Annotated in this window: 22 protein-coding genes and 1 CRISPR repeat array; of the genes, 16 read left to right on the top strand and 6 right to left on the bottom strand. The window is 59.3% G+C overall.

Annotated features, from left to right (window positions below; all coding sequences use genetic code 11):
• The first annotated feature begins 337 nt into the window (after positions 1-337).
• The 4 genes from ACVWXF_RS08215 to cpdA all read left to right on the top strand — a co-directional run bounded on the left by ACVWXF_RS08215 (position 338) and on the right by cpdA (position 3688).
• Complete coding sequence (locus tag ACVWXF_RS08215) at positions 338-1021, top strand: polysaccharide deacetylase family protein (RefSeq protein ID WP_457474133.1); 684 nt, start codon at positions 338-340, stop codon at positions 1019-1021.
• A gap of 63 nt (positions 1022-1084) precedes the next feature.
• Positions 1085-1843, top strand: coding sequence for a PspA/IM30 family protein (locus tag ACVWXF_RS08210; RefSeq protein ID WP_457474132.1), 759 nt, complete (start codon positions 1085-1087; stop codon positions 1841-1843).
• A 263-nt stretch (positions 1844-2106) separates the two neighbouring features.
• Positions 2107-2631: a photosystem II reaction center PsbP gene (gene psbP / locus ACVWXF_RS08205; protein ID WP_457474131.1), complete on the top strand. Its 525-nt coding sequence runs from the start codon at positions 2107-2109 to the stop codon at positions 2629-2631.
• Between the two features lie 262 nt (positions 2632-2893).
• Positions 2894-3688: a 3',5'-cyclic-AMP phosphodiesterase gene (cpdA, locus tag ACVWXF_RS08200; protein ID WP_457474130.1), complete on the top strand. Its 795-nt coding sequence runs from the start codon at positions 2894-2896 to the stop codon at positions 3686-3688.
• On the opposite strand, the gene ACVWXF_RS08195 is transcribed toward cpdA, so the two are convergent.
• The gene (locus ACVWXF_RS08195; protein ID WP_457474129.1) at positions 3685-4509 is read right to left on the bottom strand and encodes an ABC transporter permease; all 825 of its coding nucleotides are present in this window, start codon (positions 4507-4509) and stop codon (positions 3685-3687) included. The two genes, cpdA and ACVWXF_RS08195, sit on opposite strands and share 4 nt — an antisense overlap.
• Positions 4506-5435 carry an ABC transporter permease gene (locus tag ACVWXF_RS08190; RefSeq protein ID WP_011431804.1) on the bottom strand — a complete coding sequence of 310 codons (930 nt, stop codon included), beginning with the start codon at positions 5433-5435 and terminating at the stop codon, positions 4506-4508. The genes ACVWXF_RS08195 and ACVWXF_RS08190 overlap by 4 nt, the downstream gene beginning before the upstream one ends.
• A 129-nt stretch (positions 5436-5564) precedes the next feature.
• Here ACVWXF_RS08190 and ACVWXF_RS08185 point away from each other — a divergent pair, with 129 nt between their 5' ends.
• A complete protein-coding gene (locus tag ACVWXF_RS08185; RefSeq protein WP_414381633.1) occupies positions 5565-6719 on the top strand; it encodes a homocysteine biosynthesis protein in 1155 nt (384 codons plus the stop codon).
• Positions 6720-6874: 155 nt separating this feature from the next.
• Here ACVWXF_RS08185 and csaB read toward each other — a convergent pair whose 3' ends face one another.
• From csaB to psbU, 3 genes are all read right to left on the bottom strand, one after another.
• The gene (gene csaB, locus ACVWXF_RS08180; protein ID WP_457474128.1) at positions 6875-7960 is read right to left on the bottom strand and encodes a polysaccharide pyruvyl transferase CsaB; all 1086 of its coding nucleotides are present in this window, start codon (positions 7958-7960) and stop codon (positions 6875-6877) included.
• Between the two features lie 77 nt (positions 7961-8037).
• Positions 8038-8907 (bottom strand): Rpn family recombination-promoting nuclease/putative transposase, encoded by an 870-nt coding sequence (locus ACVWXF_RS08175; protein WP_457474127.1) that lies wholly within the window; start codon positions 8905-8907, stop codon positions 8038-8040.
• A 51-nt stretch (positions 8908-8958) separates the two neighbouring features.
• Positions 8959-9327, bottom strand: a complete 369-nt coding sequence (gene psbU / locus ACVWXF_RS08170; RefSeq protein ID WP_041436072.1) for a photosystem II complex extrinsic protein PsbU — start codon at positions 9325-9327, stop codon at positions 8959-8961.
• Between the two features lie 197 nt (positions 9328-9524).
• Here psbU and gcvP point away from each other — a divergent pair, with 197 nt between their 5' ends.
• The 11 genes from gcvP to ACVWXF_RS08115 all read left to right on the top strand — a co-directional run bounded on the left by gcvP (position 9525) and on the right by ACVWXF_RS08115 (position 24545).
• Positions 9525-12491, top strand: coding sequence for an aminomethyl-transferring glycine dehydrogenase (gene gcvP / locus ACVWXF_RS08165; RefSeq protein ID WP_457474126.1), 2967 nt, complete (start codon positions 9525-9527; stop codon positions 12489-12491).
• A 141-nt stretch (positions 12492-12632) separates the two neighbouring features.
• Positions 12633-13196, top strand: a complete 564-nt coding sequence (locus tag ACVWXF_RS08160) for a hypothetical protein (RefSeq protein ID WP_457474125.1) — start codon at positions 12633-12635, stop codon at positions 13194-13196.
• Between the two features lie 2 nt (positions 13197-13198).
• Entirely contained in the window at positions 13199-13636 is a 438-nt protein-coding gene (locus tag ACVWXF_RS08155) for an SRPBCC family protein (protein WP_457474124.1), read from the top strand.
• A gap of 37 nt (positions 13637-13673) precedes the next feature.
• Positions 13674-14255, top strand: coding sequence for a peroxiredoxin family protein (locus ACVWXF_RS08150; RefSeq protein ID WP_414332206.1), 582 nt, complete (start codon positions 13674-13676; stop codon positions 14253-14255).
• Between the two features lie 45 nt (positions 14256-14300).
• Positions 14301-15956, top strand: coding sequence for an ABC1 kinase family protein (locus tag ACVWXF_RS08145; RefSeq protein WP_414349926.1), 1656 nt, complete (start codon positions 14301-14303; stop codon positions 15954-15956).
• Between the two features lie 277 nt (positions 15957-16233).
• Positions 16234-17783: direct repeats of the CRISPR family, unit length 37 nt; unit sequence AGTTCCCCCTTCGGGGGGATCCCTAGAAATTGGAAAC.
• Between the two features lie 272 nt (positions 17784-18055).
• Positions 18056-19576 carry a glycosyltransferase family 2 protein gene (locus ACVWXF_RS08140; RefSeq protein ID WP_457474123.1) on the top strand — a complete coding sequence of 507 codons (1521 nt, stop codon included), beginning with the start codon at positions 18056-18058 and terminating at the stop codon, positions 19574-19576.
• 517 nt (positions 19577-20093) lie between these two features.
• Positions 20094-21233, top strand: a complete 1140-nt coding sequence (gene cfa / locus ACVWXF_RS08135; protein ID WP_457474122.1) for a cyclopropane fatty acyl phospholipid synthase — start codon at positions 20094-20096, stop codon at positions 21231-21233.
• Between the two features lie 97 nt (positions 21234-21330).
• A complete protein-coding gene (locus ACVWXF_RS08130) occupies positions 21331-21774 on the top strand; it encodes a SufE family protein (protein WP_457474121.1) in 444 nt (147 codons plus the stop codon).
• A 13-nt stretch (positions 21775-21787) separates the two neighbouring features.
• Entirely contained in the window at positions 21788-22909 is a 1122-nt protein-coding gene (locus tag ACVWXF_RS08125) for a metal ABC transporter solute-binding protein, Zn/Mn family (RefSeq protein WP_414355392.1), read from the top strand.
• Positions 22906-23697 (top strand): metal ABC transporter ATP-binding protein, encoded by a 792-nt coding sequence (locus ACVWXF_RS08120; protein ID WP_457474120.1) that lies wholly within the window; start codon positions 22906-22908, stop codon positions 23695-23697. The genes ACVWXF_RS08125 and ACVWXF_RS08120 overlap by 4 nt, the downstream gene beginning before the upstream one ends.
• An 11-nt stretch (positions 23698-23708) precedes the next feature.
• Positions 23709-24545: a metal ABC transporter permease gene (locus ACVWXF_RS08115; protein WP_457474119.1), complete on the top strand. Its 837-nt coding sequence runs from the start codon at positions 23709-23711 to the stop codon at positions 24543-24545.
• On the opposite strand, the gene ACVWXF_RS08110 is transcribed toward ACVWXF_RS08115, so the two are convergent.
• Positions 24514-25365 carry a hypothetical protein gene (locus ACVWXF_RS08110; protein WP_457474118.1) on the bottom strand — a complete coding sequence of 284 codons (852 nt, stop codon included), beginning with the start codon at positions 25363-25365 and terminating at the stop codon, positions 24514-24516. The genes ACVWXF_RS08115 and ACVWXF_RS08110 overlap by 32 nt on opposite strands.
• Positions 25366-25575: the final 210 nt, after the last annotated feature.

Raw genomic sequence — 25575 nt, 5'->3', positions numbered from 1 at the left:
GCTGATACCTTGAGGGTGAATCTAGCCTATCGGATCTGGGCTATGGGCAGAAGGGATCCCACATCCGTCTCAAGAACTCGAGCGGCGGGCTGCTGCCGACACCCAATGGCAACTTCTGTAATCACAATCTGTAGGCACAATCTGTAATCACAACTGGCTAGGACGAGATCCAAAAGCCCATCAACGGGCCCGCCAACCCTGATTTCCGTTTTGCGGGCTACAATGCTCATGCCCATTTTTTCAATTGGTTGGCTCAATCGGCAATACCTAAATTTGTTACCCAGTTGATCACCCAAAGCATTGGCCTCTGGTTCTGGACAAAATACAGCCCGCCACAATGCTCTTCTCTTCTCAGCAAATCCTGCCCCCATCTCTCTACCCACCCCTGCATTGGGGCCTCAAGACCCTCTTTCCCGACGGCCTGTGGGAGTTGCCGGCAGATCCCCACACCCAGCGGGTGGCTCTGACCTTTGACGATGGCCCTCACCCTGAGTACACCCCTGCTTTGTTGCAGGTTTTGATGGATTTTCAGGTGCCGGCCACGTTTTTTGTGTTGGGAGAACGGGTGCAGCGCTGGCCCCACCTGGCCCGTCAGATCCGCCAACAAGGCCACCGCATTGGCCTTCACGGCTGGCAGCATCGCTCCTTCACCCAGCTTGCCCCTGGAGAGCTTTATCAGAGCCTGAAGCGCAGCCAAACCACCCTCGTGGCTGCCTGTGGCGGGATCCCTGACGATTATCGGGCTGTGCGCCCGCCTAATGGCTTGTTTTGGCCGCAGACGCTTGCGGATTTGCGCCGTTGGGGCTTTTGTCCGGTGATGTGGAGCGTGGTGCCTGAGGATTGGCTGATCCCACCGGTATCGGTGGTGGTGGAGCGGGTGCTGGCCCAGGTGCGGCCTGGCTCCTTAATCGTGCTGCACGATGGGGTACAAGGAGGAGCCCAAGTGGTTGAGGTAACGCGGCAGTTGATCCCAACTTTGAAGAAGCGGGGATTTGAATTTGTCCACTTGCCGGATCCCTGAGATCTTTCCAGTTGGGGAGAAATTAAATACAGTAGAGGCACGCGTAGGCAGGAGAGTCAAGCCATGGGCGCACGCAAGATCATCTACGGCATTTTTGGGCAACGGGCCGGCAGCATCATCGTCGGAACTTGGAACTGGCTGTGGGGGATCCCGGTGGAGAAAGGTGGCACAGGGGCGGTGATGGTGGCGGAAGAATCCCTACGCACGATGCAGGAGACGGTTCAGCGTCTCACGGAAGCCGTTGCCACCCAAGTGGCTGCCTATCAGCGGGCTGAGCAGAAGTACATGCAAAAGGTGCGGGAGTACCAGGCCCTGGAGAACAAAGCTCGCCTGGCCGCCCAACGGGGCGATCAAGAGGCTGCCCGTCTGGCTATGTCCCAAGCGCTGCAAATTGAGGCCATTCTCGGCCCCCTTAAGGAGAACGTGGAAACTGCCGAGCGCTACGTCAACGCCGCCAAGCAAAAGCTGGCCCGCGAGAAAGAACGACTGGCCGCTTACAAGAGCGAGCTGAGCAACCTCAAAGACATCAACGAGGTGAACCAAGCTCTGGAGCAGATGGCCCGCGTCAACAATTCCTACAACATCGACTCGGCCAAGTCCCAATTTGAGGCGGCGAAGAATGCTATCCAGGCTCGCCAGCTCAGATCCCGAGCCATGAGCGAACTCTCGGAAGATCGCAGCGAGCAGATTGCTGCCCAACTGGATGAAATGGCCATGGACGACGAAATCTCCCGCCGCTTGGCAATGCTCACCGGCCAAGGAGGTGCCCAGGCCAACCTGCCGCTACCGGATCTGGATTTCGAGAAGCGGCTCCCCCAATAGCGGCAGTTGCTTCCAAGCTTGGGGATCCCTCGCTTTTCAACCCACGTCGGCAACCCCGCTGCTAAGTTGCAGGGGGAGTTTTCCGTTGGGAATTGACGGTCAACGGGCTAGAGGGAGTGCGCTCGTACTAGGATGATAAAGGAACAATAGGCAACCCATCTGAGGAGAGGATCCCAGCAATGTCAGCAGCACGAGGCGCGCATTCTGCCCGATCAGGCCTGTGGCCCACTTCTGCAACCAGCCCGTGGCTGTCTAGAGCGCTGTTGCTGCTCTGTGTTTGCCTCAGCTTGGTGGTTTGTGCCTGTTCCGCAGGCTCTAACCTACGGGCCTACAGGGATCCCAGCGGAGCCTTTGCTTTTGCCTACCCCAACGGCATGGTGGCGGTCAATCTTGGGCCGGGAAAAGGGCCGGTGGTTCTCCTGCGCGACCTGGTGTACGAGACCGAGAACGTCAGCTTGATGATCGCCCCATTTGACAAAGGGGAGACGATTGCCGATCTGGGCAGCCCGGATGAGGTGGGGCAGTTGGTGGCGGAGAAGATCATTGCTCCTGAGGGATCCGGTCGCTCGGCCAAGCTGTTGTCTGCCGAAGCCTTTGAGCGGCAGGAGCACCCCTATTACCTGCTGGAATACCAAACCGATATGGGATCCCAGCTTCGTCATGAGGTGGTGACAGTAACCGTTCGGCACCATCGCCTCTATACGCTGACAGCCTCTACCCAAGAATCCCGCTGGCCTCAGGTGCAGGCTGCTTTTAGGAGCGTGGGCCGCTCTCTGAATGTTTCCTAAGGCTTTCTCAAGGGGTTGAACCGGGTTGTAGGCCAGGGCTGAGCCCTTTAAGACTGAGTTGTGGTCATTTAGGTTGGGGTGAGACGCCTGGTCTACAGGGGAAAGCCTTGTGGTTCCCTGCATTCAACATTTTAGGTGTGGGTGCAGTTCCTAGGTTGCATTGAAATGACCCTACCTACGGGTTCCAGCCGGGCCATCTGGTGCTAGAACGGTAGTGTTTTGAACCTGCGGAGATGGGATCCCACCCTCTTGGGCCTGCTCTATGACCGTATACGTGGTTCAGATCAGCGACCTGCATCTGTTTGCCAAGCCCCATCACCGGCTGCTGGGGGTGGACACGGAAGCCTCTTTCCTGCAGGTGCAAAAGGCCATTGCCGCTCTGGATCCCTTGCCGGATCTGCTGCTGCTTACCGGAGATCTCTCTCAAGATGGCAGTGCGGCATCTTACGCCCGTTTGAGAGCCCATTTGCAAACTCTCCCCATCGATACTTACTGGTTGGCGGGCAACCACGATCGCCTGCACAACATGAACCAAGAGCTCCACGCCGAGCGGCTATTTGGGGACAAGAGCTTCAGCCGGGAAAATTGGAGTTTTATTTTATTGAACTCCCTCGTGCCCGGCAAAGACAGCGGTTACCTGACGGATCGCACGCTGCTGTGGCTGAAACAAGAATTGCAGCGGAGCAAAGCCGCCCAACACCATGTTTTGTTGGCCCTGCACCATCCCCCTTTTTCGGTGGATTCTGCCTGGCTGGATCAAAGTGCCCTGCAGCAGCCGGAGCGGTTGTTTGGGGTTCTGGACGAGTTCGACCACATCCGCCTCGTTGTATTCGGCCATATTCACCAAGACCTGCACCGCCGGCGGGAGGGGGTTGATTACCTGGCTTGTCCCTCAACCTGTGTGCAATTTCGTCCCAAGAGCCCCCAGTTTGGCCTGGAGGTAATTCCCCCTGCCCTGAGGCAGATATGGTTGGAGCGAGATGGCAGCTTCAAAACTCAGGTTCAACGGGTGGGAGCTGCTCTGCAACGGCCCAACCTGGCCCTGAAGGGATATTAGCTCTCTTCCTCTTGAGCCTCTGCGGGGGGTAGCCCGATGGCCTGCCCCAAACAGACGCTGGCCCCCAGCAAGGCCAACCACCCCGGCAGCAGCGACAGGAAGGCCACTGCAGCCACCAGGGTATTGTTTCCCCCTTGCAAAAGGCTGTAGAGCAGCATTGGCAGCGTGAGAACCCGCCCACCGCCGACAAAGAAGGTGAGCAAAAATTCGTTCCAAGAGATCAAAAAGGCAAATACCGCCCCAATGGCTGCCCCAGGGGCAATGAGGGGCAACGTCACCTGCCACCACACTTGCCAGGGATCCGCCCCCAAACAGCGGGCCTGCGCCTCGTAGCCGCGGTCGAAACGGGCGAACACACTGCCCATCACCAGAGCCATGTAGGGAATGGTGGGGATCAGATGCACCAAAACCACCGCCAGCAGGGTACTGTCCAGCCGCAGGCGAATCAGCACCCCTTGGATGCCCATCAATACGGCCAAAGGAGAGGTGATGATAGGCAATAGCAGCAGCAGGCGCAGCCAGGCGGGCACAGGATGGGTGCCCAAAACTCGCCCTGCCGGGATCCCCACCCCCAAGGCCAGCAGGGTGGTAAACAGGGCAATTTGCAAGCTCTGGCCGAAGGCTGCCCGGAACTGGGATCCCCAGCTCAGCAGTTGCTGCCAACCGGCTATGCTCCATGCCCGGGGCAGGGCATCGGGAAAATACCAGGCCCGCGTGAAGGCCCAAAGGGCTAGCACCCCAAAGGGCAAAGCCCAAAGGAGGGCCACTCCGGCCACCCCAAGGCGGAGCAGGGATCCCCCAATCCATCTGCGTCCTTTCACGGCTTTCTCCAAGGACTCCGTCCCGCTGAGCCAAACGGCAGCTGCAGAAAGGATACTCTGGCTGCAAACAGCCCTCCGATTAGGCTGACCACCGCTGCCGAGACAGCCAGCAGGATGATCCCCAGCGCCACCGCCTGCTGCCGCTGCTCCAGGTTGATGTGGGTGAAGCGCTGATAGATCAGAACGGGCAAGGTGCGCGGGTAGGTGGGCCCTAAGAGCAAGGGAACCTCAAAGGCGCTGAAGACAAAGCCGAAGATGAGAATCCCGGTGGCCAGCAGCCCCGGCCTCAGCAAGGGCAGCGTTACATACCAAAACGTCTGGGCGGCAGAAGCCCCCAGCAGCCGAGCCTGTTGCTCCAGCTCGGATCCCATCCCGCGCAGCAGCGTCAGCGCCACCAGAGCGGCAAACGGGATCTCCTTCCAAAGCCAATAGAGCAACACCCCCACATAGCCGCGGTCGTTCACCCACAAGGGAAAATCCTGATCCGAGGCAATCCAGCCCAGTTGGAAGGCCAGCCGCGCCAGCCAACCGCTGGGCCCCAGCAGCAGCAGCATCCCCGCCACCCCCACCAAATGAGGAATCGGCAGCGTCAACTGGCCAAGCCAGATGGCCCACCCCCCCACCCCCCGCAACAGCAGCGCCAGCCCCAGCCCCAAAAGCAGCGCCAACCCCGTTGCCAACAGAGCGATTCTGAGGCTGAGCAACAGGGATCCCCCGACTTCCGCATCCCGCAGCAGCTCCCCATACCCCTGCAGGGTAAACCCCCTCTCGCCCAGGCCGTAGAGGCCCACACTCTGGGCCAGAGCCAGCAGCAGCCCCCCGCCGTAGAGCAGGCCCACCAACCCCAACGCCGGCAAAAGCGGCCCATACTGCCGGATCCCCTTAAGCCCCACCGGCCCAGATCCCCGTCCATTTAAGCTATTCATTGAGCCAGTCCCAAGAGCTGCCTCACGAGAGAATTCAAGATGGGAGCGGATCCCTCGACGATCAAGCGATCAAGACTGCCTAGTGCTCCACACCGCCAACGCGACCAACCATTGCGATCTTTACATCCCATGGAGAGAACCCTAGACCAGATTAACCAACGCATTGCCAAAGGCCAGGTGCGGGTGTGGACGGCCCTGGAAGCCAAAGCCAAGCTGGCCACCTTGGGGATCCAGGAAGCCTTTGAGCAGGTGGATGTGATCACCACCGGCACCTTTGAGCCAATGGAGTCTTCAGGAGCCATTGTGAACCTGGGCCATACGGATCCGCCCATCAAGATTCGCCAAGCTTGGCTGAACGGGGTACCGGCCTATGCCGGATTTGGCGCGGTGGATCTTTACCTGGGGGCAGCCCAACCCAGCGAGCAAGCGGATCAAGCCTATGGGGGCGGCCATGTCATTGCCGACCTGGTGGCGGGCAAGCGCGTCCATTTGCGGGCCATCGGCCAAGTGACCGATTGTTACCCCCGCGCCGACTACGAGACCACCCTGACTCGGGATCAGCTCAACCAGTTTTACCTGTTCAACCCCCGCAATGCCTACCAAAACTTCATCGTCGGGGTGAACGGCGGGGATCGGCCTTTGTACACCTACTTGGGTCTGTTGGAACCGCATCTGGGCAATGCCGTCTATTCCAACCCGGGAGAGCTATCCCCCTTGTTGAACGATCCCCTGTTGCGCCGGGTGGGGATCGGCAGCCGCATCTTTTTGGGAGGCGGCATCGGCTACGTCGCCTGGGAGGGCACCCAACACTTTCCGCTGCAAAAGCGATTGCCCAACCAAACTCCCATCGGCCCGGCGGCCACTCTAGCCCTGATTGGGGATGCCAAGCAAATGCAGGCGGAATGGGTGAGGGGCTGCTACTTCCGCAACTACGGTCCCAGCTTGATGTTGGGGGTCGGGATCCCCATTCCCATCCTCGCTCCTGCGGATTTGGAGGCCATCGCCATCCGGGATGAAGAACTGGTGGCACCGGTGATCGACTTTTCCATTCCCCGCCGGGTGCGGCCCACCTTTGGCTTAGTGAGCTATGCCCAGCTCAAATCCGGCCAGATCACCCTCAATGGCCGCAAGGTTCGCACTGCCCCTCTGGCCAGCCTGCGCCGCTCCATGCAAATTGCCGAAATCCTCAAGCAGTGGATAGAAAGTGGCCAATTTACCCTCACCCAACCTGTCGCCCCCCTGCCCCTGGATCGGGAGTTTCTCCCCCAAAACCCTCTCAGGTGACGTCCTCCCCTCAATGAATTGGGGGCCTCCTCAAGCGGATGCACGCAGCGCTTTGGTTCGGGGACACCGTGCCTCCCTACTTTTGGGGTAAAGCGGCTCTCCAGAAGAACCGCTACCGGAATTCGCCCTGGCAGCAACTTCTCCAGGCAACCCCATCAACCCCACTTCAGGTGCTGTCTCAACAACTGAGCGTGCTGAGCCGATTGCCTCGCCCACAGGTCAGCTTGGGCAGGGCTGAGAGCTAGGCTCTCTGAGTAGCAGGCCAGCCAAGCTTGGTGTAAGGCTTCAGGATCGGTGGGCATCTCCTGCAGATCCCAGCCAGGCATGCCCAATTCCTGGAGCAGCGTTTTCACCTTGGGATCGTAGCTGAGACCAAAACAGGCGCAGCCCTCTGCCGCCGCCATCACCAATCCGTGGTAGCGCATGGTGATCGCCAACCTGACACCCCGAAAGACTCCTTTCAATAGACAGGGATCCCGAATTTCCAGCACTTGGCTACAGTGGGGTAGGCGCTGCTGAAGCTGCTGAGCCAAGTGGTAGTCTGGCCCAAGGTCAGGGGATCCGGGAGGAGCCAGCTGAAAGGGCACGAAGAGAAGGTATGCCCCCGTGGAAGCCTGGAGACGCTGTAAACCCTGGCTCAAAGCTTCTAGACAGGCTCCAGTCAGTTGCGGATGCGGACGCAAGACCACAGCAATGCGGGGCTGAGGCCACGTTTCCCATTCCGGCAAGGTTTTGGACGGCAAACTCCAGACGGGATCCGGAGCCACCTGGTGAGGGATCCCCCACTCTTGCAGCCATTGGGAGGCAACTCCATCCCGCACACTAATGGCCGTGCAACCTGCCAGAGACCGGCGGGCCAGTGCACGAATCCACCCTCGCTGCAGCGGCCCGATCCCTTGGGCCCAGGCAACGGTTCTTAGCCCCCAGCGCTGGGCTAGGCCCATCACCCCCAGGTAGTAGAGAGGGCTGCGCCAACTGGTGCGATCCTGCAACAGACCGCCCCCACCCCAGATGAAAGCCTGGGCCTCCTGGAGACAGCGCCGTAAAGCCAAACTGTTGAAGCGCGGATAGGCCAGCACCCCATAGGTGGCAGCCGTTTCGGCAGGGCGACGGGAGAGCACCACCGGCTGTACGGGGCTGGGCAACTGCTCTAGCTCTCGTAAGAGAGCCAGCAACAGCGCCTCATCGCCGGCATTGCCGTAGCCGTAGTAGCCACAGATCAAAACCTGTGGCCGTTTCATCGAGTCCATCTGAGTAACAGGGATCCTAACTCACCCACAGAGTCCCGTGAGGTTGGAAAAGGCCGCGACGGCAAACCCTAGTTGGATGATGACTCCCTGAGCCATTGGATCAAATCGGCCAGGGTTTGGAAGTCCAACAGCGCTTCCGCCAAAGCCTCCAGTTGCTCGGTAGGTAAGAGGCGGATGGTTTCAGACAGGTCTTCCGGCAAAGATCCCAGCTTGCGCCGCAGTTGACTCAGAGTCAGTCGAGCTGCTTCTTGCTGCAGACCTTGCTCTAGGCCTTGTTTCAGGCCCTCCTCTCGCCCTTCTTTGAGGGCTTCTGCTCGCCACATCTGATAGATGGTCGATTCCCGCACAGCCAAACCTCCCAGAACCCTGCTGATTTCCTCTGGCGTCCATGTTAATCCTGCTAAGACGGCAGTGGCCGCTTTCAACTCCTGCCGCAGCTTGGGATCCTCCATCTCAGCTATGGCTCTGGCCACTTGGCGGAGTCGCGGCTCCGGGTTTTCCGGATCTGCCAACACGGCTAAAGGCAGGAGTCCTGGATATTGAGATAGCACCTCTGGATCTTGTTCCCACAGGCGCAAGACCTCAAAGCGATGAGAAAGGGATCCCCGTTGAAAAGAAGTCTGGTACACCCGTTCTGACTGGGTTTTTCTTAGGTAGATGACAATCTGCCGCACTTCCTGGGCAGGATAGCGGCGGTAGAGGCGCAGGCAGTAGTCGGCCATGCGCAAGGGAATGTCGGGATCCGGGTCGGTTTGAAACTCCAGATGCAAAATTAAGTTTTGGGCCCGCAGCAGGATAAGAGAGTCCGCGCGAATGGGCTCGGTGGACAGCTCCGTTGGCTGGAGCTGGATCAAGGGAACCGGGGATCCCAGTAGCCACCGGGCAAAGGACTCGGGGAACCATTCCACCAAGTACTTGCAGACGTTATCGTAGGCCACAGGATCCCTTTCCTACAAAAGCCGATTCTCCCGATGGCCCCTCTGCCGAGATCAGCCGTAGTACCCTTGGTTGATGCGGTTTTCCAGTTGGTTAGCCCCTTCCTGATACTCGCCAAACACGAAGTTCTCGGCGTTGGCTTTGATCAGGGCCTTTTGCTGCTCTGTCAGGCCTGAGATCTGCAACATGTCTTCCAGGCTCTTGTAGGGGGCATTTTTCACCAGGATGCGAGCTAGGGTGGGATAGAAGCCGGGCAGTTGGCGGTAGTTGCGCAAGATGGTGTTGTTCACGTCAATCGGAGTGTCCAAGTGCTTTACCGGGGGAAGCTCTGCGGCCCTGGCCACAACAGGGATCCCCAAAGGAGCGAAGCACAGACAGAGCACTAACACCACACGAACCAAGATGGACAGCAGCCAACGCATAGCATCACTTCTCCAAGCAGAATCCAAAAGGCTCATCTGTATGTATAGGTCGCTAGCATTCTCCGACCATCTAGTGTCTCATCCCCTCTACCCCGAATCGAAGGCCAAGACAGGATTTGGATCCCGACAGAAACAATTTTTAACAACTATGATCAGGAGACAGTCTTTCTTGCTCTCCCTTTCTCGGCTATCGCACCATGTCCGACTTGGCCCTTCTCCACTCGACTCGACTTGACCCCCCAAGCCGGGATCCATCTCCAGGGATCCCACAACCCACGCCTTCTCCGGAGCTGGAGTTGCTGGGGCAGACCGAACTCTTTCTCAGACGGCACATTGGGCCGGATGCCCGGCAAATTGGGCAGATGTTGCAAGTGTTGGAGCTGAGTTCGCTGCAGGAGCTGGTGGAGAAGGCGGTGCCGCCGGCCATTCGCAGCAGCCAGCCTTTGCAATTGGGATCCCCTTGCCCTGAGCAGCAGGTGTTGGCGGAACTGCAGGCAATGGCGGCCCAGAACCAGGTGTGGCGCTCCTTTTTGGGCATGGGCTATTCCAACACCCTGACGCCACCGGTGATTCAGCGCAACATCCTGGAAAACCCTGCCTGGTACACCCCCTACACCCCCTACCAAGCTGAGATTGCCCAGGGACGGTTGGAAGCCCTGCTCAACTTCCAGACGATGGTGATCGACCTGACGGGGATGGAGATCGCCAATGCTTCCCTGCTGGACGAGGCCACCGCAGCCGCCGAAGCCATGGCTCTTGCCTACACCTTGGCAGGCAGGGGATCCCCAGTTTTCTGGGTGGATCGGGGCTGTCATCCCCAGACGATTGCCGTGGTGCAGACGCGGGCAGAGCCCTTGGGGATCCAGGTGCGCGTGACGGATCTGGCGGAGTTTTGCCCGGAGAAGGGCTTTGGGCTGCTGTTGCAATATCCCAACACCTTTGGGGAAATCCGGGACTACCGGCAGTTGGTGGAGCAGGCTCACCAGAAGGGGATGGTGGTGGCGGTGGCTGCCGACCTGCTCAGCTTAACCCTATTGCAACCCCCAGGAGAGTGGGGAGCGGACATCGTGGTGGGATCCACCCAGCGCTTCGGCGTGCCTTTGGGCTATGGCGGCCCCCATGCGGCTTACTTCGCCACCCGCGAGGCCCACAAGCGGCTGCTGCCAGGACGGCTGGTGGGGATTTCTCAGGATGCTCAAGGCAAGCCAGCCCTGCGCTTGGCGTTGCAGACCCGCGAGCAGCACATCCGGCGGGACAAGGCCACCAGCAACATCTGCACTGCCCAGGTGCTTTTGGCGGTGATGGCTTCTATGTATGCCGTCTACCACGGCCCCCGCGGCTTGCGACACATAGCCGAGCGCATCCACCGCCAGGCCCATCACTTGGCCACCGGGATCCGTCAGTTGGGCTATGAGGTGGGGCCCGAGCATTTCTTCGATACCTTCTGGGTCAAGGTAGCTTCTCCAGAGCAGGTGCAGGCGATCCAGGCCGGCGCTGCCCAGCGACAGATCAACCTACGTCAGATCGATGACCGGACGCTGGGGATCAGCTTGGATGAGGCCACCACCACTCAGGATCTGCGGGATCTGTGGGAGATCTTCGCCGGAACCCTTCCCCGCAGCGGAACGGAGTCCTTACCGCCAGCTTGGGATCCCGACAGCCCAGGGCCGGATTTGGGCCAGAGCTTGCCGCCTCAGCTTCTGCGCGCCACACCCTACCTCACTCACCCGGTATTTAACCGTTACCACTCGGAAACTGAGCTGCTGCGCTATATCCACCGCCTGCAAAGCCGGGATCTGGCTCTCACCCATTCCATGATCCCCTTGGGCTCTTGCACCATGAAGCTGAACGCCACGGTGGAGATGATGCCGGTTACCTGGCCGGAGTTTGCCCAGCTCCATCCTTTTGTGCCCCTGGAGCAGGCCCGTGGCTATCAAGCCCTTTTTGCCCAGTTGGAAAAGATGCTGGCGGAGATCACCGGTTTTGCCGGAGTTTCTCTGCAGCCCAACGCCGGATCTCAGGGGGAATATGCCGGCCTGTTGGCTATCCGCCGCTACCACCAAGCCAGAGGGGAAAGCCGGCGGCAGGTGTGCTTGATCCCCACCTCGGCCCACGGAACCAACCCGGCCAGCGCCGTGATGGCGGGGATGCAGGTGGTGAGCGTAGCTTGTGATGAAGCCGGCAATATCGACATTGAGGATCTGCGGGCCAAGGTGGAGCAGCACGGGGAGCGGCTGGCCGCCTTGATGATCACCTACCCTTCTACCCACGGTGTGTTTGAGGAAGGGATCCGCGAGATTTGCCAGATAATCCACGAGGCGGGGGGACAGGTGTACATGGATGGGGCCAACCTCAACGCTCAGGTGGGCCTCTGCCGTCCTGCCGAGCTGGGGGCCGATGTCTGCCACCTCAACCTGCACAAGACCTTCTGCATTCCCCATGGGGGAGGTGGGCCGGGGGTAGGGCCCATTGCCGTGGCCCGCCACCTTGTGCCCTATTTGCCTGGCCATCCTGTTTTGCCCGGCTGTAACGGCCCCGTCAGCGCTGCCCCGTGGGGCAGTGCCAGCATTTTGCCCATCTCCTGGGCCTACATTCGCCTTATGGGATCCGCCGGCCTCACCCTGGCCAGCCAAGTGGCCATCCTCAACGCCAACTACATCGCCAAGCGGTTGGATCCCTACTACCCGGTGCTCTACAAGGGGCCGGGGGGGTGGGTGGCCCACGAGTGTATTTTGGATTTGCGCCCCCTGAAAAAAAGCGCCGGCATCGAGGTGGAAGATGTGGCCAAGCGCCTGATGGACTATGGCTTCCACGCCCCCACCATCTCCTGGCCGGTGCCGGGGACAATGATGGTGGAGCCCACCGAGAGCGAATCTCTGGAGGAGCTGGATCGCTTCTGCGAGGCGATGATTGCCATCCGCCAGGAGATTGCCGCCATTGAGCGAGGCGAGATGGATCCGGTGCGCAATCCCCTCAAGCTGGCCCCCCACACCGTCGAGGTGGTGGCTGCCGACCACTGGGATCGCCCCTATCCTCGCTCGCTGGCCGCCTACCCGCTCCCTTGGGTCAAGGCCCACAAGTTCTGGCCCAGCGTCAGCCGCATCGACAACGCCTACGGGGATCGCCACCTGGTGTGCAGTTGTCAGCCCTGGCTCGACGAATGATGGCTGCTCTGGAACTTGGCCCAGAAAGGGAGATTGGTTGTATCCAAAGGCGGGATCCGCTATAACCAGTCAGGGATCCCTGGCCAACGGATGAGAAAAAATCCCCGTCTTGAGCGGTTCACGTCAGTGGGGCCAAGTTCTTTGCCTATTCTTACTCGGCTAACCCTGGGGCTGTTGGCGGGATCCCTCGTGGCCTGCCGCAAGATGCCTGATCCGGTTGCTCAAGAAGTGGATCAGGATCCCGTGCGGCGTCACATCGGCAAAGATGGCACGCATTTTGAGGCTTCCCTGGGGGATACCCGCGCTCTTCCCCCCCAGTTTCCCCGTCACTTGCAGTTGCCCAACGCTTCCATCATCTCTTCGGGACAGATTCGGGATCGAGAGGGGGGCCTTGCCTCCCTGATCTTGCAGACCTCTCAGCCTCTGGAGGCGATTGCCGCCTACTATCGCCGCACCCTGTGGGGCCGGGGCTGGGACATCCTCTCGGACATCGAGCAGGCCAATGGGATCCGCACCTTGGTGTTCGAGTCTCCCCCCCACCCCAAAAAGCCTCTCCAACAGGCGGTGGTGCAAGTGGGATCCCCCCGTCGCGGGCCGGATCAGGTGGAATACCGCGATATCTTGATCTTGCTGAGCACCGTATCCCCCTCTGCCACGGCAGAAGACCTCTCTGCGGCCAAGCTCGCTCCCCCAACTTTCCCCTGAGGATGCCCATCTATACCCAGTCAATTCCGATTGCGGCCAGCGTGGCCCAGGTGGATCGCTGCCTCACCGACCTGGAGTTGATGAAGCGCTGGCTCAACCCGCTGTTGGGCTGTGAGGCGGTGGGATCCCCTCTGGCGGAATTGGGCAGCCGCTACCGCTTTTTCCTTCGCTTGCCGTTTGTATCCCCCAGCTTGGATTGCGTGATTACAGAGCGGGCAGAAGGCTTGGTGCAGTGGCAGTTTGAGGGGTTTTTTGAAGGAACCGACCGCTGGGAGTGCCATCCCCAGCCGGAGGGTACCCTCCTGGTCAATTGCTTCGACTTCCGCATCCCCAATCCCTGGGTGGCGGCAGGGTTTTACCTGTTGGCAGCAGGGCCGACCCAGCAGGATATGCGGGCCCAGCTCCGACGGCTGAAGGCAGTGGCCGAGGCTTTGGGTTAGGCTGGTGGCAAGTAGTAAAGAAACGTAAAAAACTGCAATGACCAGCAACAGCGGACTGTTTAACCGTCGCTTTGCCGACAACTTCATCCCCCAACCAGCCAACACTTCTCTGGAAATCGGCCAGATTGCCCCCGATTTTGAGCTGCCGCGCGTGCAAGGGGATCCCGTGCGGCTATCGGACTACCGCGGCCAAAAGCCGGTGGTTCTGGCTTTTACTCGTATCTTCACCGAAAAGCTTTTTTGCCCTTTTTGCTACCCCCACATCCAAGAGCTGAAAGCCCGCTACAGGGAGATCCAAGCTCTGGGGGCGGAGCTGCTGATGGTCACCAGCACCGATCCGGTTCAAAGCCAGCAGATTCAAGCAGACCTGCAGCTGCCTTACCCGCTGCTGGTGGATCCCGAATGTAAAACCTTCCGCCTCTATGGGGTTGGCCAAGCTTTGGGAGCACCCCTGCCGGCCCAGTTCGTTGTGGATCGGGAGGGCAAACTGCGCTTCAAGCATGTTTTCTCCTTTGCCCAGCCCAATGCCGATACCGATGAGGTGCTGCGGGTGTTGCGGGAGGGGCTGCAAACCGGCTGGGATGGAACCCGTAGGGTGGCCCCTATCCCCTTTTTCTAGGGATCGGGCTTCTCTGCCATTGGACTTCCAGGGAGAGAGACTGCGATGTTTGCCCGTCTGGCCCAGAGTGGGGCGCGTCAGGCCGAGATCCTGGAGGTGGTTTTGCGCCACGGTTGGGACTACATGCGCCGCTTGCTCTCTTTTGGCAAGGCTGGGGAACCCCAACTGCCCCCCCCAATGGTGCTGCGCAACATTTTGGTGGATCTGGGGCCGGTCTATGTCAAGCTGGGCCAGCTGCTGAGCACCCGTCCGGACCTGTTGCCGCGAGAGTACATCGAGGCCCTCAGCACCCTACAGGCCGACGTACCTCCTGTTCCCTGGAATGCGGTGGAGATCCTGCTGCGGCAGCAGTTGCGGCAGCCGTTGGAGCAGGTGTTCAGCAGCCTGGACACAGAGTCGGTTGCGGCGGGATCCATTGCCCAGGTCCATCGGGCTTGTCTGGTCAGCGGCGAGTGGGTGGCCCTCAAGATCCAGCGGCCCGGGCTGGAGGCGGTGGTGGAGCGGGATACGCGGCTAATCCGGGGCATTGCCGAGCTGGTGGCGCAAACGGAGTTCGGCAGGTTGGCAGATGTGGTGGCCTTGGCGGATGAGTTCTGCCGGGCCATTCAAGCAGAGCTGGACTTTACCCAAGAGGCCCGCCACACCGAGCAGCTCCGCCAACAGTTGCAAAGGGGGCGTTGGTTTGATCCGGCCCAACTGGTGGTGCCGCGCATCCATTGGCCTCTCACCACCCCAAAGGTGTTGACGCTGGAGTGGATCGAGGGCCGGCCCCTGTTGGAGGCGGATCGCAGCGACGCGGACCCGGAAAACATCGCCCGCCTCTTGACCCGCGCTTTTTTCCAGCAGATCTGCATTGATGGCTATTTCCACGCCGATCCCCATCCCGGCAACCTCTTTTACTTGGGATCCGGTCGCGTAGCCCTGCTGGATTGCGGCATGATTGGGCGGCTGGATCCGCGTACGCAGCAGATTCTGCTGGAGCTGATGCTGGCCATTGTCAGCCTCGATGCCCAGCGCTGTGCCGAATTGACCCTGGAGTTGGCCCTGCCGGAAAGATCCACGGCCCGCTCGCGGGATCAGACTGTCAGCTTGGCCCAGCTCCAAAGCGACTACGAGCGCCTTCTGCGGCAGTACTACACCCTGAGCATTGCGGAACTCAACTTCAGCCAGCTCTTTTCCGAGATCCTGCAGGCGGCCCGGCGCAACCAGATCCGCATTCCCGGCAATTTGGGCCTCTGTGCCAAGGCGCTGGCCAATTTGGAAGGGATCGCCCGCCAGCTCACCCCCGACTACAACCTGCCGGAGCAGCTTCGCCCCCTGATGGCGGATGTGTTTCGGGCGCAATTGCTGGGGGAGGCCCCTCTGCCTTCGCTGCTGCGCACGGCTTTGGATTTGAAAAATCTCTCTCTGCAATCGCCGCGCCAGATGGAGCTGCTGCTCAGCCGCATCACGTCGGAAACCCAGCGCTGGAACTTGACCATCCAAGAGCTGGACGGGATCCGCAGCAGCCTGGATCAGTCGGCCAACCGCCTTTCCTACAGCATTGTGGTCGGCTCTCTGATCGTCGGAGCTGCCATCATCTCGGCTCAGACGCAGCGCTTCCAGGTCTTTGGGCTGAGCGAACTCCTCTTCGGCGCGGCCAGCCTGTTGGGGCTGTGGCTCGTCATCAGCATCCTGCGCTCCGGTCGCCTGCGCGGCTAGATTGGCTGAGGTTGGCTCATCAGTGGACTCAGGGCCCTACTGCCCTTGTCTAGATCTCGATGTTTCCAAAAGAACACCAAAACGGTATCAACGCCTCCGCGAGCGATCCGCCAAAAGCCGCAAAGGCCGATTCTTTCGTTCGATCCCTCGACGCCTTGCGCCACAAGGCTTTCCGGCCCCAAAACCCCCTCGCCAAAACTCTTTTTGCCGACTTTTTTCCGGATCCCTCGCAAATGGGCCTTGCATTCCTTGCCCTGCTTGGGTTTAATAGGGGTGGAGTTCCCCCTTCGGGGGGATCCCTAGAAATTGGAAAGGCGGCAACCGTGTCGGTGGGTGGTAAGGGGGATCCCATGTTCCCCCTTCGGGGGGATCCCTAGAAATTGGAAAGGGGCGCGTTGCCGCGCTTTCTCGAGCTCCAGCCATTCGCGTTCCCCCTTCGGGGGGATCCCTAGAAATTGGAAAGCTTTGCCAATACCATATTAGCTTTTCATTATAGCCATAGTTCCCCCTTCGGGGGGATCCCTAGAAATTGGAAAGCGCGTAGTGCGGAGGATGTCAATACTGCAGTTCGCAGTTCCCCCTTCGGGGGGATCCCTAGAAATTGGAAACCTCTTAGTGAACTGAACGCCCTTAAGGTGTGGTACATAGACAAGTTCCCCCTTCGGGGGGATCCCTAGAAATTGGAAACGACCGTAGAACCTGCTGTTTGGTGTACTTCATCTGGAGTTCCCCCTTCGGGGGGATCCCTAGAAATTGGAAACCCAAAAACACCAAACTGGACAAAGGTATCGAAAAGGCAAGTTCCCCCTTCGGGGGGATCCCTAGAAATTGGAAACACTTTAAGGAAGTTCTCTACTCTTACTTGGACAACTTGTTCCCCCTTCGGGGGGATCCCTAGAAATTGGAAAGGTCCCTACCTCTAAGGTAGGGTAGTTCCATATATATAAGGAGTTCCCCCTTCGGGGGGATCCCTAGAAATTGGAAAGCTAGAATGGATCCCTTATCCTCGTATTCTCCTAGTTCCTGTTCCCCCTTCGGGGGGATCCCTAGAAATTGGAAACTGCAATTTCCACCTGACAATCAGGTGAAATGGGTACGTTGTTGTTCCCCCTTCGGGGGGATCCCTAGAAATTGGAAACAGCAATAGGCATATCACCTGGATAGTCACAAACATCCAAGTGTTCCCCCTTCGGGGGGATCCCTAGAAAATGGAAACTAGTAATGGGGGTGGTAAAGGTAACCGTGTAAGGTGTTCCCCCTTCGGGGGGATCCCTAGAAATTGGAAACTCGAGATACATATCTTCGATGTCATCCAGCTCGCGATCCGTGAAGGTTCCCCCTTCGGGGGGATCCCTAGAAATTGGAAACTTACCTGGAACCCCATAGAACACAGCGGTAGCCATATTTTGTTCCCCCTTCGGGGGGATCCCTAGAAATTGGAAACTTCGTACTCATCAGGTACGAAGTCGGGATCCAGTTCATGTTCCCCCTTCGGGGGGATCCCTAGAAATTGGAAACCCTCCGATTGCGGTGGACGGCAACCGGCAAGTTTTCCGTGGAAGTTCCCCCTTCGGGGGGATCCCTAGAAATTGGAAACACGCAAGCTGTTCGAAATCAGGTGCTGCCGGATGAATCTGGTTCCCCCTTGGGGGGGATCCCTAGAAATTGGAAACCATTCTGCGTAGAGACACGGCAACTCATCCTTGTAACAATAGGTTCCCCCTTCGGGGGGATCCCTAGAAATTGGAAACGCGGCGGCATCTGTGCGCGTGTGATCGTGATCATTTGAACGTTCCCCCTTCGGGGGTATCCCTAGAAATTGGAAACTCCCTACCGACGTGGCGAACGGCTGCCTATGGTCTGACTGGTTCCCTGTCACTCCTACGTAAAAGGTGGCGAGCTGCTGATGACGATTGAGCACTTTCTCTTGGAAGACGCGCTCACGTTGCATGAGCAGATGCAAGAGCTGGACACCATACTGAAGCGTCTGGCCAGACTAAACGGCGCTATTGGTTAGCCAGCGACAAATTTGCACACTTATCGAGTTCTGTCCCAGGTCAAGCTGCGGGCAAACTTTGCTGCATATTTTTTCGCTGTATATGTATCTGCCTAAACCCCCCGACTACGCGGAGCGCTACGCCTATGTCAAGACTCATAAAGCCGCCCTAGCGTTGTACAATTTCCTGTCCTTAGCAGGGCTGCTGACCGCTTCCGTGCTGTTTGCCGCCCAAGCACCTTGGCTAGCTATTTACTGGCTCTACATTGCCACTTACAGTTGGTGGCTGGCCTTCTCCTACGCCGTGACGCTGGTGGCGCGACCGTTTCGGTTGAGCGAGCAGGAGCGGTTGCTTCGGCGATACGCCAACGGAGCCGAGCGGGTGGACGTATTCGTGCCCAACTGCGGTGAGGACTTGGCCGTTTTGGAGAATACGTTTGCCCACGCGGCGCGCCTGAAGTGGCCGCGAGACCGTTTGCGCTTGTACTGTTTGGACGACCGGGGACGTCCTGAGGTGCGCAAGCTGGCAGAGCGCTACGGGTTTATCTACTTGAGTCGACCCGACCGGGGCCACATGGCCAAGGCGGGCAACCTCAAATACGGGTTTACGTACAGTGCGCTGGCCGAAGGCGGCGGTGGGGACTATATTTTGGTTTTGGATGCGGACTTTGCGGTGGCGCCGGACTTTCTGCGGCAGACGGCGCCGTACCTGCGGGCCGACCCCCGGCTGGCCATTCTGCAGACGCCACAGTACTTCGACAGTCGTGACCCCCGCCTCAACCGTTTGGCCCGTGGCGCTGCCTATGTGCAGGAGCTCTTTTACCGGGTGGTGCAGACGGTGCGGGACACCTGGGGTGGGGCCATCTGCTGCGGTACCAGCGCCCTGTACCGGCGCAAGGCGTTGGAGAGCGTGGGCGGGTTTTACCAGATACGCCACTCGGAAGACGTCAATACGGGCTTTCAGCTCTTGCGCCACGGCTGGCGGATTCGCTACATTCCGCTGATTTTGTCCAAGGGCCTCTGTCCTGACCAGATGCCGGCGTACTTTGCCCAGCAGTACCGCTGGGCTTGTGGCAGTCTGTCTCTGTGCTTCTCGCGTCGCTTTTGGCTATCGCCCATACCGACGATGGTGCGCCTCAACTACTTCGGCGGGATGCTCTACTACCTCTGCACGGCCGCAGCAGTGCTGCTGACGCCCCTGCACCCGTTGGTGATGGCGTGGTTCTTTCCGCAGAACGTCCATTGGTACAACCCGGTCTTTGTGCTGCCCGCGTTTATTTACACCTTTGCCGTCATGCCGTTCTGGCACCGAGCCCGTTGGGGCCTGTATGCGCTGCGTTTGCCCGTCGTCTATAGCTGGGCTCACGCTTTTGCCCTTTGGGACTTGGCCACCGGCAACCTCATGCCTTGGCAGCCCACGGGCGCAGTGAGCAACAAGCTACGTCGCTTCCAGCGTTTCCGCTTCTGCTGCCTTGGGTACAGCATCGCCGTTACTTTGGTTACCTATGTGGGCATGGGGCGTGCTGTAGCCACCTACCCGCTCTACGATTTCTTGCCGACTGCGTTGTTAGCGACCTTTTGGCTGTGGGTCAACGCCGGCGCAGCTATCGACGACGGTAATTAACCTAAGTTGGAGCTTGGGGTATTTGAGGAGTCGTGCGTTGCTATCGACTGGCAAGGCAGTTTGGAGGTGCCGGGCAGTAAACTGCACGAGTACCCTCAGCTATCCTAAATACAGCACGACCTTAAGCTGCGAGCTGCTTTTTAGGACTATCCAACCACCATCCAGGGCTACCTGCAAGCCGCTTGCTCGTCTGCTCTGTTGCCCAAGCTCTGGGCTGCGGAGCCGGAGTTGAGCTAGGTAGAGGTCGACTTTCTAAGTTTGTCACAAGCTTAGGGTGAGGATTGACAGCTTGTGGGCGCTCTGGAGCTTAGGGTCTGGCTTTGAAGCTATTTCTTTCCTTCTTTGGGAGATCCATAGGAATTGGAAACAGTTCAAGCAAGCGCTTGAATCTAGACTTTTGTAGGTCGAAGTGTTCCCCCTTCGGGGGGATCCCTAGAAATTGGAAACTTGTTGGATCCCTTGCCACCTTGGGGTGTATTTGTTGAGTCAGTTTCCCTGCAGTGAGGGCTCCCTAGGGATGGGGAAAGGACTCAACAGCTTGCGCTGGCTGGCGCGTCAGCATGCGCTTCGAGTTCTGGATGCTGCCGGTATAACCCTCAATGGCTCACAGCCCTGGGATATTCAAGTTCACGACGAGCGGCTCTACCTGCGCTGCCTGCTCTATGGATCCCTGGGCTTTGGCGAGGCCTACATGGAGGGCTGGTGGGATTGCGAGGCCATTGATGAGTTAGTTTGTCGTCTCCTAACTGCCCAGGCACCGCAGCAGGTGGGTTGGCTAACTCAGCCCTTGCTTGGGTTGGACAGTTGCCTCATCAACCGCCAGCGGGGCAAGGGGGCATTCGTCATTGGCCAGCGCCACTACGACATTGGCAACGATCTCTATGAGGCCATGCTGGATCGCCGCATGATCTACAGCTGTGCGTATTGGGATGGGGGCGCGCAAACTCTGGATGAAGCCCAAGAAGCTAAGCTTGACCTCATTGCCCGCAAGCTGGAACTCCAACCCGGCATGCGGGTGCTCGACATCGGCTGTGGCTGGGGCGGCACAGCCCAGTACCTGGCCGAACGCTACGGGGTGCAGGTTGTGGGGATTACTGTTTCCAAAGAGCAAGCCAAACTGGCCAGCGAACGCTGCCGCGGCCTGCCGGTCGAGATTCGGTTAGAAGACTATCGCCAGACCCAGGGAAAGTTTGATCGCATCCTTTCTGTCGGCATGTTTGAACATGTTGGCTACCGAAACTACCGAACGTTTATGCAGGTAGCCCGCCGCTTGTTGAACGACAATGGCTTGTTTCTTCTGCACACCATCGGCAGCAACGTGGCCTACCAGGGGCGGGATCCCTGGATTGAGCGCTACATTTTCCCCAACTCGATGCTGCCCTCGCCTCATCTGATTACTGCAGCCTTTGAGGGCTTATTTGTGCTGGAAGACTGGCACAATTTTGGGATCAATTACGTGGCCACCTTAAAAGCCTGGCACGCCAATTTCGAGCAGGCATGGCCAAAATTAGCCGACCGCTACGATGAGCGCTTTCGCCGCATGTGGCGGCTCTATCTCCTGATGAGTGCCGGTAGCTTCAAGGCCCGGGCCAGCCAACTTTGGCAACTGGTCCTCTCACCACGGGGAGTAAGTGGCGGCTATCGCTCGCTTCGGTAACGACAGTCCCAAAAGTTTGCAGGTGCCCCTGCGCCCTCGCTGAGTGGGGGTGTTATGATGAGTTTGATTATCATTCTCACTCTAGACAAGCTGAGGGATGCCCGCAGCTCTGCAGCAAATTGTCAATCGCTTCCAGAAGGCCAAGACCTCGCGGCAGAAGTATGAGCTTCTCCTAGCCTATGCCAAGCACCTGCCACCCTTTCCCGAAGCGGAGAGGAAGGAGGAGAACCTAGTCAGAGGTTGCGCTTCGCGGGTGTGGCTGGCCACTGAGTTTAGGGAGGGCAAGGTCTACATCCAAGGGGATGCCGATGCTCAGTTGGTCAAGGGTTTGGTGGCCATTGTGGTGGAGGGGCTAAGTGGCCTAGCGCCGGAAGAGATTTTGGGGGTTTCCCCAGAGTTTGTGCGGGAGATGGGCCTCAATTTCAGCCTTAGCCCTTCCAGGAGCAACGGTCTGGTGAGCATGTTTTCGATGCTGCGGCAGAGGGCCTTGGCTTTTGGGAAGTCAGTTGCTTCCAGCTCTGCTGTCTCTGTTGTCTTGTGAGGTATTCAGGCTCATGACTGATCAAGCTAACTCTATCCGTTCGGCTCGACCGGTGCGATCGCTGGTCTCGCTGCTGGCCGCCCTCTCGGTCGGGATTCTGGGAAGCCTGCAGATGCGCCAAGAAGAGTCCCGGGCCCAGCAGGGATCCAGCCCCCCAAAGGTGGTGACCACGATTTTGCCGATAACGCAATTTACCCGTGCTGTGGCCGGGGATCGGGCAGAAGTCACGCCACTCCTTCCCCCTCAGATGGGGCCGCACGATTTTCAGGCTCGACCTGAGGAGGTTCGTTTGCTGGCTCAGGCGGATGTGTTGGTAATCAATGGGCTGGGAATGGAAACTTTCCTGGAGGGGTTGATCGCCAATGCCGCAAATCCCCAATTGCTGACCATCGACAGCAGCGAAGGGATCCCAACTTTGCGGGCTGAGGAGCCAGAGCATGGGCACTCCCACGGTCACGGCCATGGACACTCTCATGGACACAGTCACGGCCATTCTCACGGGCATGGCCATGGCCACTCTCATGGGCACAGCCACGGCGAGTTTAACCCCCACATTTGGCTGGATCCCAGGCGGGCTATTCAGCAGGTGGAAAACATCCGCGACGGCTTAATCGCTGCGGATCCGGCAGGGGCGGAGATCTACCGGGCCAATGCGGCTGCTTTTATCGAGAAGCTCAAGGCTTTGGATGAGGAGATTGCCGCTCGGCTAGCTCCCTTTGCCGGAAGAAGCTTTGTGGTCTTCCACGACTTTGCCCCCTATTTTGCCGAGCGCTACAACCTCAAAGCCGAGTTCTTGGTGGAGATCCCAGAGGCCAATCCTTCTCCAGAAGATGTGCGACGGGTGATGGAGACGGTGCGGGAGTCGGGCCTGAAGACCATCTTGGTGGAACCTCAGGTGGGAGACAACAACCCCTTCCAGATCTTGGCCAGGGATTTGGGGGTGGAAGTGCGGGTTTTCGATCCCATCGAGACTGCCGGCCCTGAGGGGATCGAGCCGGAATATTACCTGACCATCATGCGGCAGAACGTGGATAATCTGATCTCGGCCTTTGAGAAGGAGACGGCCTTTGTGCCGCTGGAGCTGCCCTGGCTTGGGCAAGGTTCGCTGGAACAACTACTGGCGAGGGGGCGGTGACCGGCGAGGTTGTCCTTCGCGTGGAGGGGCTGACGGTCTATCGGGGATCCCGCTTGGCAGTACAGAATGTGTCATTTGAGCTGAGGGCGGGATCCCATACGGCGGTTGTTGGCCCCAATGGAGCCGGCAAAAGTACCTTGGTACAGGCGATTTTGGGGATCCTGCCGCGGCAGTGCGGCTCGGTTTGGATTCTGGGAGAGCCGGTGCGCCTGTCCGGCTATTTGCCCCCGTCAGTGCGGCAGCAGGTGGCTTACGTGCCCCAGCGTTTTCAGTTCAATCCTGGGCTTCCCATGGTGGTGGAGGAGTTTGTGGCTTTGGGTTGGGGGGCGTTGCAACCCCGCTGGCCCTGGCAGCAGCGCTCTGCTCGGCGGCAGGCGGTGAAAGAGGCGTTGGAACGGGTCGGCGCATCCCACCTGTCCTCTAAGGCTTTGGGCCAGCTCAGCGGCGGGGAGCTGAAACGGGTGCTGTTGGCCTATTGCTTGGCTTGGCCGCGGCGGTTGCTTATCCTCGACGAGGCACCGGCAGGCTTAGATACGCTCAGCGAGGGGGAGTTTTACCGGCTCTTGGAAGAGCTGCGCCAATCTCTGGGCTGGGCCATTTTGCAGATCTCCCATGATCTGGAAATGGTGTCTTGCTATTGCGACCGCGTGCTGTGCCTCAACCAATCCCTCATCTGCCAGGGATCCCCCCAGGTGGCTTTGGCACCAGAAGTGTTGAGCCGCGTTTATGGGCCTGTTCGCGACAGCGGTGCGGAGCACTATTTTGCCCGCTACATCCACCGTCACTGAGAGACAAAGAGATGTCGGAAGGCTGGGCGCAGGTGGTGGAGCTGTTGCAGTTGCCCTTTATGCAGCGGGCCATGCTGGGCGGGATCCTCACCGGCATGACGGGCGGGCTGCTGGGCAGCTTTGTCATCTTGCGGCAACTGTCGTTTTTTAGCGATGCCCTGGGGCATTCGGCTCTGCTGGGGATTGTTTTGGGAGTGCTGCTGGGGCTGGATCCCACCGTGGTGTTGATGGTGTTTGGGGTGGGATTTGCTTTGGGCGTCACCTTTGTCTTGGAGCGCACTCAACTGTCGGCGGATGCGGTGCTGAACATCATCTACTCTTCCTCTTTGGCGCTGGCCGTTATCGCCCTCAGCTTGCTGCCCGGCTATCGGGGCAACCTCAACCAGTTGCTGTTCGGGGACATTTTGGGGATCAGCCCAGCGGCCCTGTGGACGAGCGGGATCCTCTTGCTCATCGGCTTGGCCTATGTGGGATTGACTTTGCCCTCCCAGATGTTGCTTACCTTGGATGAGCCGCTGGCGCGGGCACGAGGGGTTCAGGTGGGCTGGCAGCGGCTGGCCTTTGTGGTGTTGCTGGCTTTGGTGGTGGCCCTGGCGATTCGCTCGGTGGGGGTGTTGCTGGTGAGCGCTTTTGTGGTCATCCCGGCCTCGACGGCAAGGCTTTTGGGATCCCGCTTTACAACCTATGTGCTGCTGGCCATAGGTATTGGGGGACTGAGCGCGGTGCTGGGGATGATCGCCTCGGCAACCTTCAACCTGCCCTCCGGCCCCAGCATTGTTGCCACCCAGTTGCTCTTTTTTCTCCTAGCTATGGCGCTCAAGGGGGTGTCGCAACTCCTGCAGCTCTAGCTAGCGGCAATCCAAGAGCTCTCTCGGGCAGCGGCTTTTCCTGCAGAAGCTGGCCAAACAGGCGGCGATAGCTCTCTGGAAAGACCTGCCCGCTGAGGGTGGGCTGCTCGTAGACGCGCTTGAGGGTGTTGAGATCCCGCTTGGTAATGTTGGGCACCCGCAACACCCGCCGATTGCCGGTAGCCGCCGCATGGTGTCCGCCATACATCAGATCCCGCAGGTTCGGGCTATGGCCCCACAGCCCCAGCCCATGCCCGATCTCGTGTCGGGCCACCGCCGTTATTTCGGCCAACCCCTGTCCTTCTGCAATGACGATGCGCACCCGCTGCTGCAAAGAGCCATCGGAGGCGAAGAAAAACTCCGGGCGGGCCGCCCCAGCCACCCCGCCGCCAATAGGAGGAACGCGGTAAATGCTCATCCCGTAGAAAGCCTCCTCCTCTTTGGCCACCACCTTGAGCGGGATGTAGGCCGACCACTCCTTCACCGCTTGCTCCACGGAGGCCTTCCACTGGGGGTGATCCCCTTGGATGTAGATAGGGACGGGATAGAAGGCCCACTGGGCATAGGCTCCACCTGGCAAAAGCGGCTCGATTTCCTCAAAGTAGTCTCCCACCGCCTTGTCGTAGGCGTAGCGATCCAGGCCGGGGGGGAGTTTGAGCCGCATCGGCTGCGGCAGTTCTCCGGCTTGAGTTTGAGCCTGGGCTTGCAGGGCTTCAATGCCAAAAAAGCGGGGAACCAGCAGGGATCCCCTGCCCCCCACTGCCAGGACGAGGAGCATCGTCCAGCCGAGGATGCAAAGCTGTAGAATGCGCCGCCGCATCAAAGCCGCCCTTTCGCCCTTGTCTTTCTACAAGGTTAGTGGCTCAGAAAGCAAGTGTCGTTCGTTTGACATCCTCCCCGGCCTGAAGGCCGGAGATTCCTACCACGCTACGCACGGATGGCTCCTTGCGCAGTCGTCTCGGCGGGTTCCTGCTTCCGACCGCCCGTGCAGTTCGATCCACAGGCCATCCGGGCTGACACGGGTGGTTCA

The organism is Thermostichus sp. MS-CIW-40, from assembly GCF_054058315.1.
Note: the sequence above shows the minus strand (reverse complement) of the source record. Positions and strands in the feature narration are given on the sequence as shown.

What these genes read in the sequence shown, in the direction of transcription:
- ACVWXF_RS08215 (WP_457474133.1), top strand. Translation starts at nt 338, where the DNA reads ATGCTCTTCTCTTCTCAGCAAATCCTGCCCCCATCTCTCTACCCACCC.
- ACVWXF_RS08210 (WP_457474132.1), top strand. Translation starts at nt 1,085, where the DNA reads ATGGGCGCACGCAAGATCATCTACGGCATTTTTGGGCAACGGGCCGGC.
- cpdA (WP_457474130.1), top strand. Translation starts at nt 2,894, where the DNA reads ATGACCGTATACGTGGTTCAGATCAGCGACCTGCATCTGTTTGCCAAG.
- ACVWXF_RS08190 (WP_011431804.1), bottom strand. Translation starts at nt 5,435, where the DNA reads ATGAATAGCTTAAATGGACGGGGATCTGGGCCGGTGGGGCTTAAGGGG.
- ACVWXF_RS08185 (WP_414381633.1), top strand. Translation starts at nt 5,565, where the DNA reads ATGGAGAGAACCCTAGACCAGATTAACCAACGCATTGCCAAAGGCCAG.
- csaB (WP_457474128.1), bottom strand. Translation starts at nt 7,960, where the DNA reads ATGAAACGGCCACAGGTTTTGATCTGTGGCTACTACGGCTACGGCAAT.
- psbU (WP_041436072.1), bottom strand. Translation starts at nt 9,327, where the DNA reads ATGCGTTGGCTGCTGTCCATCTTGGTTCGTGTGGTGTTAGTGCTCTGT.
- gcvP (WP_457474126.1), top strand. Translation starts at nt 9,525, where the DNA reads ATGTCCGACTTGGCCCTTCTCCACTCGACTCGACTTGACCCCCCAAGC.
- ACVWXF_RS08155 (WP_457474124.1), top strand. Translation starts at nt 13,199, where the DNA reads ATGCCCATCTATACCCAGTCAATTCCGATTGCGGCCAGCGTGGCCCAG.
- ACVWXF_RS08150 (WP_414332206.1), top strand. Translation starts at nt 13,674, where the DNA reads ATGACCAGCAACAGCGGACTGTTTAACCGTCGCTTTGCCGACAACTTC.
- ACVWXF_RS08145 (WP_414349926.1), top strand. Translation starts at nt 14,301, where the DNA reads ATGTTTGCCCGTCTGGCCCAGAGTGGGGCGCGTCAGGCCGAGATCCTG.
- ACVWXF_RS08140 (WP_457474123.1), top strand. Translation starts at nt 18,056, where the DNA reads ATGTATCTGCCTAAACCCCCCGACTACGCGGAGCGCTACGCCTATGTC.
- cfa (WP_457474122.1), top strand. Translation starts at nt 20,094, where the DNA reads ATGGGGAAAGGACTCAACAGCTTGCGCTGGCTGGCGCGTCAGCATGCG.
- ACVWXF_RS08130 (WP_457474121.1), top strand. Translation starts at nt 21,331, where the DNA reads ATGCCCGCAGCTCTGCAGCAAATTGTCAATCGCTTCCAGAAGGCCAAG.
- ACVWXF_RS08125 (WP_414355392.1), top strand. Translation starts at nt 21,788, where the DNA reads ATGACTGATCAAGCTAACTCTATCCGTTCGGCTCGACCGGTGCGATCG.
- ACVWXF_RS08115 (WP_457474119.1), top strand. Translation starts at nt 23,709, where the DNA reads ATGTCGGAAGGCTGGGCGCAGGTGGTGGAGCTGTTGCAGTTGCCCTTT.
- ACVWXF_RS08110 (WP_457474118.1), bottom strand. Translation starts at nt 25,365, where the DNA reads ATGCGGCGGCGCATTCTACAGCTTTGCATCCTCGGCTGGACGATGCTC.